The 12,295-nt window shown below is 62.2% G+C and carries 10 protein-coding genes; all 10 read right to left on the bottom strand.

Annotation, left to right across the window (positions count from 1 at the left end; translation table 11 throughout):
• Positions 1-150 precede the first annotated feature (150 nt).
• Positions 151-339, bottom strand: coding sequence for a hypothetical protein (locus tag D5261_RS29260; RefSeq protein WP_119322924.1), 189 nt, complete (start codon positions 337-339; stop codon positions 151-153).
• A 136-nt stretch (positions 340-475) separates the two neighbouring features.
• Positions 476-2,737, bottom strand: coding sequence for an ATP-binding cassette domain-containing protein (locus D5261_RS29255; RefSeq protein WP_218025676.1), 2,262 nt, complete (start codon positions 2,735-2,737; stop codon positions 476-478).
• A 22-nt stretch (positions 2,738-2,759) separates the two neighbouring features.
• Positions 2,760-3,200, bottom strand: coding sequence for a DUF1801 domain-containing protein (locus D5261_RS29250; RefSeq protein WP_119322926.1), 441 nt, complete (start codon positions 3,198-3,200; stop codon positions 2,760-2,762).
• A 76-nt stretch (positions 3,201-3,276) separates the two neighbouring features.
• Entirely contained in the window at positions 3,277-3,822 is a 546-nt protein-coding gene (locus tag D5261_RS29245) for an SRPBCC family protein (RefSeq protein WP_119322927.1), read from the bottom strand.
• Positions 3,823-4,176, bottom strand: a complete 354-nt coding sequence (locus D5261_RS29240; RefSeq protein WP_119322928.1) for an ArsR/SmtB family transcription factor — start codon at positions 4,174-4,176, stop codon at positions 3,823-3,825.
• 141 nt (positions 4,177-4,317) lie between these two features.
• Entirely contained in the window at positions 4,318-4,662 is a 345-nt protein-coding gene (locus tag D5261_RS29235) for a hypothetical protein (RefSeq protein ID WP_119322929.1), read from the bottom strand.
• Between the two features lie 46 nt (positions 4,663-4,708).
• Complete coding sequence (locus tag D5261_RS29230; RefSeq protein WP_119322930.1) at positions 4,709-5,593, bottom strand: L-type lectin-domain containing protein; 885 nt, start codon at positions 5,591-5,593, stop codon at positions 4,709-4,711.
• A 107-nt stretch (positions 5,594-5,700) separates the two neighbouring features.
• Positions 5,701-6,807 (bottom strand): glycosyltransferase family protein, encoded by a 1,107-nt coding sequence (locus D5261_RS29225; protein WP_119322931.1) that lies wholly within the window; start codon positions 6,805-6,807, stop codon positions 5,701-5,703.
• A 21-nt stretch (positions 6,808-6,828) separates the two neighbouring features.
• Complete coding sequence (locus tag D5261_RS29220; RefSeq protein WP_125206133.1) at positions 6,829-7,365, bottom strand: hypothetical protein; 537 nt, start codon at positions 7,363-7,365, stop codon at positions 6,829-6,831.
• A gap of 401 nt (positions 7,366-7,766) precedes the next feature.
• On the bottom strand, positions 7,767-12,284 hold the full coding sequence (locus tag D5261_RS29215; RefSeq protein WP_119322933.1) for a fibronectin type III domain-containing protein: 4,518 nt from the start codon (positions 12,282-12,284) through the stop codon (positions 7,767-7,769).
• Positions 12,285-12,295: the final 11 nt, after the last annotated feature.

Below are 12,295 nucleotides of genomic sequence, written 5' to 3'. Positions count from 1 at the left end.
TTGAAGCATGCGGTCATGTCGGCGTGCGCCCCCTTAAGGTCCTATCGGCGCAGCGTCTCGTATTGCTAATGAAAACTGCCAGGCGATTTTATTTCGTTAGGGCATGCATTATACCAGATGGAGGAAGCGGTCAAGAATTGGGGCGCTGCTTTATCGGCTTTCGGGAGCATTGGGATCCCAGGAGTGGGTCGGGTCCGGGTAGAAAATCATGTTCGCGCCGTAGTAAACAACCAGCCACCCGCCTGGGACTTTTGCGCGGACGACGGTAATCGTCGCGTTCATTTTGAGCATGCCTTCCCCGATCGTTACCGGCGAACTGTCTACCTTCTCCCACTTCATGAATACCCCTCCTCTTAGGTTACTGCTCCGTTTGACCTTGCATCGGTGGAAAAGTTGCACGGTGACGAGTGAAGGCGCCGATCCAAGAAGAAGCGCCGGCGGTTTCAACCGCCGGGGCCTTTTTCTGGGGCGAGATCTAATCGCGCAGGTATGCGCTTGTCAGTGATTGTTTGCAATCCAGCAATTGCTGCGGCGTGCCCTCGAACATGACTCTGCCGCCCTTGCTGCCGCCTTCAGGACCCATGTCGATGATCCAGTCGGCGTTCTTGATAACCGCCAGGTTGTGCTCGATGATAATCACTGTGTTTCCGGCGTCCGCCAGACGATTGATGATCGCGAGCAGGTGGCCGATATCGGACATGTGCAGCCCGGTCGTCGGCTCGTCCATCACGTACACGCTGCCTTTTTTGTGCAGTTCGCTGGCAAGTTTGATGCGCTGGCATTCGCCGCCGGAGAGGGTGCTCAGCGGCTGGCCCAGGGTAAGATAGTCCAGTCCGACATCGCTCAAGGCTTGCAGTTTGCGCATAACGTCTTTCGCCACTTCTTTGGCGTCAAAAAACTCCAGGGCTTCCCGAACAGGCATGTTCAAGACATCGGAGATCGATTTGTCGTGGAATTTGTAGGTCAGCACTTCGTCCTTGAAGCGCTTGCCGCCGCATATCTCGCACGGGGTTTTGACCTCGTCCATGTACGCCAGGTCGGTGTAGACGACGCCCAGCCCCTGACAATTTTCGCAGGCGCCTTTTGAGTTGAAGCTGAACAGCGACGGACTGACCTTGTTGACTTTGGCGAACGTCTTTCGGACCTCATCCAGGATCCCCGTGTACGTGGCGGGATTCGAGCGGCTGGAGACGCCAACGGGAGACTGGTCAATCACAATCACGTCGGGATGCTGCCGCAGAAAGGACTGGTGGATGAGCGAGCTTTTGCCGGACCCGGCGACGCCCGTGACCACGGTCAGGACGCCTGTCGGGATATCGACGCTGACATCATGCAGGTTATTGGCTCTGGCGTTGGTGATGGAAAGCTTGCCCTTGGCCGCGCGCCAGCTCGATTTGATCGGCGTCGATTGCTTCATGTGCCGGCCCGTCAGGGTGTCGGCGTTCCGCAGGTCCGCGTAACTGCCCTCGAAGACGATTGTCCCGCCGCGCGTTCCAGCGAATGGTCCGACATCCACCACGTGATCGGCGACTTTGATGACGTCGGGATCATGCTCCACCACGATCACGGTGTTGCCTTTATCGCGCAGCTTTTGCAGGAGTTCATTCAGGCGGTGTACGTCGCGCGGGTGCATTCCGATGCTGGGCTCGTCAAAGACGTAAGTCACATCCACCAGGCTGCTGCCCAGGTGTTTGACCATTTTGATGCGCTGCGACTCGCCGCCCGACAGCGTATCGGTTTCACGGCTCAGGCTGAGATATTCCAGGCCGATATCGATCATATGCTGGAGCCGCTCGACCAGTGAGGCGACCATCGGCGCGGCGATCGGGTTTTCGATCGCCCGGATGACCTCGATCAGCTCGTCGACTTCCATCGCCGCCAGCTGAGCGATGTTGTAACCATCGATCTTGCAGCCGAGCGCCGCCTGGCTGAGCCGCGCGCCCTTACAAAGAGTGCATGGGCCGTAAGTCATGTAGGGCTCGACCGATTTTTGCGTGCGCTCGGAGTAGCTTTTTACGTCGCCCGTGATGTACTTGCGGCTGAACTTATCGACGATGCCTTCCGAGGTCAGGTTGACGGATTTGCCGGCGAAGTCCATCTTGACTTTGTAGGGTTTGCCGTGGAGGAGGCGGTCCATCTCTTCTTCGCTGTAGTCATCCAGCGCTTTATCGTTGTCGAACAGTCCCGACTGGATCAGGATGTTCCACCCCCAGCTTTCCACGGAATATTCCGGGTACAGGATCGCCCCGCTGCTCAGAGATTTGGATGTGTCGAGGAACTTATCGAGATCGACGCCGATCTTGCGGCCAATGCCGTTGCACTCCGGACACATGCCCTGTGGGTCGTTGAACGAAAATGCGTTGGAATAGCCCGCGAACGGCTGGCCGACGCGCGAGAACAGCAGCCGCAACACGGAGTAGATATCGGTAATCGTCCCCACCGTCGAGCTGGAGCCGCCGCCAAGATGCTTCTGATCGACCACGATGGCCATGCTCAGATTTTCGATTGCGTCGGCGTCCGGCTGCGCATAGCGCGGCAGGAAGTTGCGGACGAACGTGCTGAAGGTCTCGTTTAGCTGGCGGCGCGCTTCGGCGGCGACGGTATCAAAGACGATGGACGATTTCCCCGAGCCGGACACGCCGGTAAAGATCGTGATCTTGCGCTTTGGAATGCGCAGCGATACGTCTTTCAGATTGTTTTCGCGTGCGCCGCGTATCGAAATGTATTCCTGAGACAATCTCAAATCCCCTCACGGTCCTTTAGGATGATTTCTTGCCTGGTTTTTTGGAGGCCGCGTTCAGCGCCACGGCGGCGAGAATGAGCGCCTTCAGGGCCTCTTCATCGATCTTTGCTCCCTCTGGGAAATCGATGGCGCGGCGGGTGTTGCCTTCAAGGCTGGAGTTAAACAGATGGGAAGGATCCTCCAGCGACGCGCCCTTGGCGAAGGTCAATTTGACGGCGTTCTTATAAGTCTCGCCCGTGCAGATCATTCCGTCGTGCGACCACACCGGCACTCCTGACATTGCGTTCGACGGCTTTCTCCATTTCACCTCCTCGATCACTTCGGGATCGGCCTGTTTGATGAGACTGCGGAGCCGAGCGAGCATCTCGCCACGCCAATCGCCCATCTCCTTGATCTGCGCATCTATCAGCAGAGAGGGAGATTCTTCCTCCATCGCGCTCTCGTTCACATTCTGCATCTCGTTGTCGCTTTCTTTCCGGCTGTCGTCGGTCTGTTCATACTTGGTCTTCGAGGTCGAACTGATCTTGGGGAACTCACCAGCTGGGCGTTTCCACTCCGAACTGCTTGGCGTACTCCTTATTGAGCTGCGGCCAGCCGAACTTCATCGCCTCACCGCCGACGATGCGCCCGATGGGAGCTCCGCCGAGAAGCTCATCCAGAACATCGAAGCAAATGTGCCACCCGGCGGCGCCCATGGAGATGAAGCGGCGATCGATATTGTGCCACAGCGTCAGCCGCGTGCCGCCGTGCAGGGATTCGAGTTCCCACCGGATATCGGCGCCGCCCCATTGGTACTCCAGCAGCTTGGGAGCGTCGGCCCGCGTCACTGTGGTTTCCGAAACCTGCGGCGTGGGCGCTCCCACCGTGGTGAGATTCACCGTGGCGCCCGCCGTACCCAGATTCCCATCGGCGTCAAAGGGCGCCCACTCGCGCAGGTCCGCCGGGGTGGTCAGCGCCCGCCAGACTTTTTCCGGCGAATGGCGCAGTTCTCTGACGAGAATGAGCGTCCAATTCTCTCCGTCCTTCCGTATCTGCGCGTCGCTGGCGGGACCCGGCGCATACTGTTCACGATTGGCCATTTATCTTCTCCTTGTCGTCTTTTTCGTCGGTGTCGATATTGGAGTGGGCTCATCCATGCGGTCGAGATGGCGTTCCAGAGCATCCACGTGAGTGGACCAGAACAAGCGGAACGGCGCTAGCCAGGCGTCGATCTCCTGAAGCGGCTCCGGCTTCAGTCGGTAGAGGCGGCGCTGTGCGTCCACCGTGGACTCCACGAAGCCGGCCTCGCGCAGCACGCGCAGGTGCTTTGACACGGTCGTTTGTGTCATGTGAAGCTGACGCTCAATCTCGCCAACCGACTGTTGGGAGGTGAGCAGCAGGCCCAAGATCGCGCGACGGTTCGGCTCCGCAATGATTTCAAACACGGATTCCATATTCTCAATATACCTGACAGTGTATATGCTTGTCAATGTATATAATATCGAAAACCCCGGCGACGGATTCCATCGCGGGGCGGGGCGCCGTTTGACGCGGATTCGGACAACGGCGCTTGTTTCTCGGCGGATTTTTTGAGATTATGCGAACAGCCACTCGGGGCATGCTTCGGGCGGCAGGGGGCTGGCGTTGGCGGCGGGGCCGAGGGTGGGAGGGTGGTCGCGGGCGGGCACGCCGTCGTGGGCGGAGTTGTCGTCTCCGGGGAGAGATTTGATCATCTTGACGTCTTTGAGGCGCGCTTCCCAGTTGGGATAGACGATCCGTTTGCCCTCGCCCGTGATGCGGTTCTCGGCGTGCAGGTACCAGAAGCCGTCGCGGGAGGCGGAGCGAATGGTCCATTGATCCCACTCACGGACGACCAATACATATTCAACGCCGCTGTCGAGAAACTCGCGGAGCGGCATGGCGATCGTGGACATCATCATCACCTTTCTGCTTCGAGGCAATACACAAACGCCCGGATGACAAACCTCACGGCCTGGGCGGCTTGGCGGGTGTGAGGGAGAAGGTCGGCCATGGGGCCACGATCTTTTTGCCCCTGGCGCTTTGGGACGGCGCGGGACAGGCGGCGACGTTCGCTTCGCGCGGCGTACTTTTGGACGCCGTTGAGCCGAAGGGCGGAGAGTTCCAGTACCAGGAGTGGAGGTCGTGGGCGCTGCTGCCCAGGCCCGTGGCGGCGGTGAAGCCGACGAACGCCGAGGGAGAGCCGATGGTCGCCGGGATATCGACATTGTATGTCTGCACGGCCGTGGCGGCGGTCGCAAGATCCGTGATCCGAACACGCAATACGGCGTGGTCGTAGTCCATTTCTACTCGGAAGGGATGCTGGCTGCGCAGGTCGATCTTCGCCGGCAGGAGATCGATGCCCCCAAAGGGAGCTTGGCCGTTGACGAAGAGCCCGGTGCAGCTTCCAGAAGGATCGCCTTCCGGGTTTGGGGCGCAGTCGAATTTGACGGCGACGCTATGGTCGATGGTCCCGTATCCCAGGTTCCCGCCGCCCAGGCCGATTGCGGAAACCGCGGTTGCCTGGAGCGTGAACGTCATTCCGTCCGCGACATTTGGGTAACTCTGGGTGGCGTCGTCGAACGGCCCGCCGCTGATGATTTGAAACTCAAACGAGTTTTTGAATTTGGCGACGTTGACGCGGTCTTTGTAGAAGATCGTACAGATCTCGCTCGTTCCCTTGTCCGTCAGGCGGCAGACGCCGCCCATGAAGACGGGGCCCCAGGGGTAACTCTGGTTTGCCACGAGGTCATTGTTGGAGGTGGGGTTGGAGTGGTCGATGACCTGTGCGCGCGCGGAGATCGGCAGCAGCGCGGCCGCCGCGAGAACGAGGATGTGAACTTTACGCGACATGGAATCTCCCGGTCCAGCGGCTGGCGGTGAGCCGATGCTGACTTGCCGTGAATGCAATCCGAATCCCTGGAATTCTACCGCAATCGCACGGATTTTCGTGCGCTCTCTCACGTATTTTCAACGACTGAATTGTAAAGCGCATCGAGACGCGACACCATTCGGTCCTCCGTAAATCCGAGGCGAGTCATTTGATTGGACCGCGCGTCGCGCCGTTCCTTCGAAACAAGGTGATGTTGGGAGATTTTGTCTTCGATGGCGTTCGCCAGCAGCCTCGCCGCCGTATCCGTTTCTGCGTCCGTCAGCGTGAGCTCGCTGCGCGTCCGGCCCGCGAGACGCTCGGCGAAGGGCAGGGGCGCGACCGTCAAATCCTCGGAAGCGACGCCGAGCGCGTGCAGTTCCGCATAAAATGGGGTGGATTCGGTGGCGGCGACCGGCGCGCCGCTCATGAGCGCTTCGACGGCGACCATCGGCGCGACTTCCTTGAGCGATGCGGACAGGAGAAGATCGGCATGGCGCACAGGCCGATCCGACTGTGGGTCGGTGTCCGGCCACGGAAAAACTCGGCCGGGACGCGCGCGCTGGATTTCCAGCGCCTGCGGCCAGAAGCCGCCGCGCCGCGCCGTTTCATCCGCGCTCGCCGTGAACTGGATCAAAAGCGCGGCGGACTCCGGCAAACGCGCCGCCAGGTCACATAAAATCTGAAGCCCCTTGGCGGCCTCCAGACGTCCCACATGGAGGATCAGATAACGGTCCTCGGCGATTCCAAGACGCGCGCGAAACGCCGCGCGTTCGGCGTCGTCCGCTGGCCGGTACATGGCGGGATCGCGCCCGATATGGACGACTTCGCAGGGCGTCTCCGGAAACAGCCCGTGCGATTCGGCGGCGAGAAACGCGGCGGGAACGATGCACAGCGACGCCCTGGCCATCGACGTTCGCACATTTTCCTGCTGCCGCCGATCCAGATAGCTCCACTGAACATGCCGGTGGACGACGGCTCGCACATTCGGGGGAAGTCCGGCAAGAAGATGGGCCTCGCCCTCGTCTTCAGGATTGTGGGAGATGATAAGATGGGGGCCTTGCGAAAGCGCGCCGAGGGTAAATGCGCCGCCGGCGTCCGCGACCAGCGGCGTCACGTTCAGGCGGCGGTTGATCCGCGCCGCGAGGAAATCCTGGCCAAAGGTTGCGGCGCGGCGCGCGGTGAGCTGAAGTCTCATAAAGATCGAGCCTCTCCGCGATCAGCGCGGCGCGATCACTTCAAAGCGTCCAAAGACCGGGCGTCGCCCGTCCGCCTGCTCCAGCGCGTACCGCCCGACAAGTCTCGCGGGATCGCCTAGCGCCTGAACGGAGAGGACGTGGGTGGGCGCGCCGTAAAGATTGAGGACCCGGTGGGTATAGCGGACCGTAAAGCCGCCATCGTGGGATGCGAGATTCACATCGGAGGGCACATAGCCCCAGGCGGCGGTCCGGCCGCGCTCTTTGACGATCCGCCACTTTGTCGCGCCGGGCGACATCGTGCCCTCAGGACCAGGGCCGACACCCGTCATGGGAACGATAATGGCGCCGGCGTCAAGCACGATGACCGGCTGCTGGCTCAGTTCCGGGGAATTCATGGCGAGAGGTCTTGGCTCGCTTCTGGCGAAGAGGAGATTGTCCGTATGTCCCGTCGCTGGGTGATGGTGGAAATGCGTCAGCACAAAGCCGGCCGCCAAAACACAAACGAGTGTTTGAGCGGCGACCGCGCGAGAGGCGGCTTTATGGTCTTTCGCAAACATGATGCCATCCATGACGTGAGGTGAACTTGCTGAGTTTGTAAAACTTGCTGAGTTGCAGCCGCGTGCTTAGAAGGCCGTGGATTTATTGTACACGAATTTGGCGGGGAATCGTATTTTATATTAAAATATAGTGTTTGTTAGGCAGGTGTCCTTCCGTCCTGTCTTTATCAACATTCCTGCTTCTCAAATCATACCGCATTCACCTGATCAAACGCGTCCGCGCGGAGCTGCAAATCGACAATGCGGCGCTGCTCCAGCGTAAGCTTGGGGAGTTTTACGAGCTGGAAATCGCTTGGTCACAACACTAACGCCGCCGCGCGAAAAAAAGGGCCTCTCGTCTAGCCTTATGGCTAGACGAGAGGCCCTTCGTGGTCGGATGCTCGCGCTTCCGGGGAAGGAAATTACCGGTTCGCCGACGAGCCGTCGGTTGCGGTGGTTCCGACGGCTTCATTGCTGAAGCCGCTGGTTGCGCCGGTTGTGTACGCCGTGACGACGTAGTAGTAGGTTGTTCCGGCCTGCACGAAGGCGTCCGCGCAGTTCGGATGAGCGGCGTTGCCGCTCCAGACGTTGACGATGCCGATCGAAGTGTACGGGCCGCCCTGGGTGGTGGAGCGGTAGATCCCGTAGGTGGTCGCGCCGGGGACCGCGTTCCAGGAAAGTCCCATCAGGGTGGGAGCTTCCGGCTGTGTCGCCAGGCCGGTGGGAGCCGCGAAGACGACGGCGGCCGTCTGCGCGCTGGCTTCGGCGCTGTTGGCGCCGGTCCCGTTGGTGTTGGTCGCGCTGACGACGTAGTAGAACATCGTCGCTTTGGTCAGGCCGCGGTCCGAGTAGCCCGTACCCGAGCACGTCGCGATTTTGACGTAAGGGCCGTTGTGCGCTTTGGCGCGCAGAACGTTGTAGGTCACCGCGTCCGTCGAGGCCGTCCATGTCAGGTTGATCTGCGTGGCGCCCAGAGCCCTCGCCGTGAGACCGGTCGGACCGGCGGGCGGCGCCGTGGGGGTGGTGGCGGTGACTTCATTGCTGATGTCGCTGCCGCCGCCGGCGTTCGCGGCGCTCACCACGTAGTAGTACGTCGTGCTGCCGCTCACGCTGGTGTCGATGTAGTTGACGCCGGTGGCGGAGCCGACCTGAGTGTACGGTCCGCCCTGCGTGGCGCTGCGGGCAACCACGTAGCTTGTGGCGCGGGCCGCCGATGTCCACGCCAGATTGACGTGATTGTAAGCGACAGAGCTGACCACCAGATGGGTCGGAGCCGGCGGCGCGTTCGGCGCGGTAATCGCCGAGGCGGGAGCGCTGGCCAGGCTTACGCCGGCGGCGTTGGTGGCGGTCACGATGTACGTGTACGTCGTGGAGCCGGTCAGGCCGGTATTGGCGTAGGCGGGATCCGTAGTCGTCGCGATTTGCGTGAATGCTCCGGTGGAGCCGGTGCGGCGCGAGACCGTATAGCTGGCGGCGTTCTTGGAAGCCGTCCAGGTCAGCGCGATGCTGGTCGTGCCCGTGGTGGTCGCCGTCAGATGAGCCGGGACCGGAGGCGGCGCGAGCGCCGTGGTGGCGCTGGCTTCGTTGCTGTTATCGGCGGTTCCGCCGGCGTTGACCGAAGTCACCACATAGTAGTATGTGGTCAAGCTGTCGAGGCCGTCGTTGATGTAGTTCGTCGTGGTCGCGGTGGCGACCTTCGTGTAGGGGCCGCCTGCGGTCAGAGAGCGCTGAATGATGTAGCCTGTTGCTCCGTCGCCGGCGGTCCAGCTCAGAGTGATGCGGCTTGCATTGACGGCCGTCGCCGTCAGGTTAGTCGCGGAGGACGGAGGCAGCGGCAGCGTGGTTGCGTTGGCTTCCGCGCCGTTCGGGCCGGAGCCGACCGAGTTGAAGGCATTGATCACGTAATAGTACGTCGTGTTCGGCGTCAGCGACGAGTCCGCGCAATTGGGATGCGCCGAGTTGCTGGAGTTGACGTTGACGATGCCGATCGAGGTGTACGGGCCGCCCTTGGTGGTGGAGCGGAAGAGGCCATAGCCGGTGGCGTAGGGCGTCGGGTTCCAGGACAGGCCGATCATGGTCGTGTTCTGGGTCTTGGCGACCAGGCCGGTGGGAGCCTTGGGAGCGCCGAGCGCCGTGGTGGCGGTGGCCTCGTTGCTGTTGGGGCTGGAGCCGACGGTGTTGACCGCCGTCACGACGTAGTAGTACGCCGTGCTGCTGTCCAGGCTGTCGCTGACATAGGTCGTGCTGGTCGTGGTTCCGATCTTGGAGTAAGGGCCGAGGTGCTTGACGCCGCGCAGGACGTTATAGCTGACCGCGCCGGCCGGAGCCGTCCAGGAGAGGTTGATGGCCGACGCGCTCGCTGCGGTCGCCGTGAGGTTCGCCGGAGCCTGGGGAGCCGCCGGAGTGGTCTTAGCGCTCGCCTCATTGCTGTTCGGGCTCGTTCCGCCGGTGTTGATCGCGGTGACGACATAGTAATAGGTCGTTCCGGGAGCAAGGCCGTCGTTGCTGGCGCTGGTGGTCGAACTCGTCGTCACGGCGGTGTACGGTCCGCCCGCCGTCGTGCTGCGCAGAACGGCGTAGCCGGTGGCGCGCAGGGACGCCGTCCAGGAAAGAACGATCCGGTAGGAGCCGGCGCTGGTCGCGGTGAGTTTCGTGGGAGCGGGCGGCGCGGCGGGAGCCGTCGTCGCGGACGCTTCATTGCTGTTGGCGCTCACGCCATCGCTGTTCGCGGCGGTGACGACATAATAGTACGTCGTGGAGCCCGTCAATCCCGTGTCGCTGTAGCTGGGATCCGTGGAGGTTCCCACCTGGGTGTACGGGCCGCTGTGCGTGGCGGAGCGAAGGATATTGTAGCTGGTCGCCGTGGCGCCCGCCGTCCAGGTCAGGTTGACGCCGGTCATCCCGGCGCTGGCCGCCGCAAGATCGGTGATCGCCTGAGGCGCGCCGGCGGTGGTGACGCTGGCTTCGTTGCTGTAGACGCTGGTTCCGGAGGCGACGACCGAGACGACCACATAGTAGTACGTCGTGGACGAACCCGCCGTGGTGTCCGTGTAGGACGCCGTGGCGGTGTTTCCGATCTTGGCGTAAGGTCCGCCGGCTTTCGTTCCCCGCAGGACATTGTAGCTGGCGGCGCCGTCCACCGCCGTCCACGACAGGCCGACCGTGGTCGGAGGCGTGAGCGTCGCGGCCAGATCCGTCGCCGGAGCGACCGGCGGCGCCATCGGCGCGAGATCGGCGAGCAGGTTCAGGCCATTGAACGTTCCCCATCCGGTGGCGTCGTCGAAGCCCGTGGTCGCCGAGTAGAAGAGGTTGGTGCTGGCGTCCGCGATGTCGTGGAAGTCCGCGCCGTAGTTCGTTCCCTTGCCGATCGTGTAGAGCACGGGATTCGGGAAGCCCATGGGGCTCAGGCCCGCAATCGCGCGCTGCTGGTTGACGAGCGCCGTGAAGCCCGCCCACAGCGGAGACGCGCAGCTGGTGCCGCCGAAGAGGGTCCAGGAGCCGTGATAGGCGATCGAGTAACCGGTGTTGGGGTCGGAGTCGAGCGAGACATCCGGGATGTTGCGCTTTGTGGCCGAAACGCCCAGGCCTTGCTGCCAGTCGGGCTTGTTCCAGTAGACGCTCACGCCGCCGCCGCCCGCGCCGGCGCCGCGACCGTGGTTCCAGGTCGTTTCACTGCCGTACGAGTGGTTCGCGCCCAGGGTGAGCCGGGTGCCGCCGACGCTGGAGACGAACGGCTGAGAGGCGGGGTCGTCGACGCAAACCGTGCTGTTGTCATCGTAAGCGCCGCTGTCGCCGGCGGCCGCATAGATGGATTGGCCCTGCGCGGCCATCTGCTGGAAGATCGTGTTTTCCGCGTTCAGAAGCGCTGCATTGGCGTAGTGCTCCGGCATGCCCCAGGAGGTGCTGATCTGTTTGGCGGTGTTGTCGGTAGCGATGCGATTGTATTCGTCGACCAGGCCCGATCCGGTGTTCGGAGCTTCATAGACGATGACCTTGCTGACGCCGGGAGCGACCGCGATTTGCAGTTCGATGTCCAGAGTCACTTCGGCCGCGCCGTCGGTTGCCGGGACGCCGTTGACGCCGTCGACCAGGATGTTCTGAAGCGGGACATTGGGCAGTCCGTAGGCAGACTCGTACATCCGGATGTCGCTCGCGCTGTAGCCGTCCAGCTCGAACAGCGCCAGGGTCTGCCCCGACCCGGTCCGCGCGCCGCCGGCCAGGTTATAAGCCGTGTTGATGTCGCTCGGCGTCAAGCCGCCGCCAGGGCCGCTGCCGCCGCCGCGCGGCGCGAGCAGGGAGCCGCCTCCCGTCATGCCCTGAAGATAGTTCGGAGATCCCAGGACATCGTTGATGGGCGTCTGAATGAAGTTCGGATGGAGAACGGCGGCGTTGTCCAGACCGACGATCGACTGCACGCGTCCCGCGATCGAGGCGGGGAGCAGGGGATCGGAGGAAGGACAGTGGAAGACGCGCCCGTCGGCGGCGCGATAATTGTTCAATCGGACGTGGAACGCGCTGGATGCGTTCAGAGCCGAGCCCTTGACGTCCAAAACCAGGCGGTTTGTGTGCGTTCCGCTCACGGTCAGTCCCTGCGATTTGGCGTACGCCGCCACCGCTGAGTAGTCCGCTTCCGTGGGCGCAAAGCGCGCATTGAATTCTTCCGAGGAGAGAAAATGGTGGTAAGACGGGCTGCTGGGATCGTAGATCTGCTGCAGCGTCGTCTGGAGAAGACCGGGGTTGCGTAGCGGAAGCACGATCGCCATGGAGAGCGGAGCGCTCTCGTCGGTCGCGCCGATCAGCTTCGTCTGGCTCAGCGCCGCCGGCATATGTCCGGCGATGCGCATCAGATCCGAAGGATCCGCCGCCGCTCGGCCCGCCGTGGCGGCCAGCCCGAGTGTTCCTATGATAAACGCACGTTTCCGTGCGTGAGTTCTGTTCATGTCTGACCTCT

Origin of the sequence: Capsulimonas corticalis, assembly GCF_003574315.2 — a bacterium.
GTDB classification, from domain to species: domain Bacteria; phylum Armatimonadota; class Armatimonadia; order Armatimonadales; family Capsulimonadaceae; genus Capsulimonas; species Capsulimonas corticalis.
The sequence above is the reverse complement of the archived record's forward strand: the minus strand, read 5'-3'. Positions and strand labels throughout refer to the sequence as shown.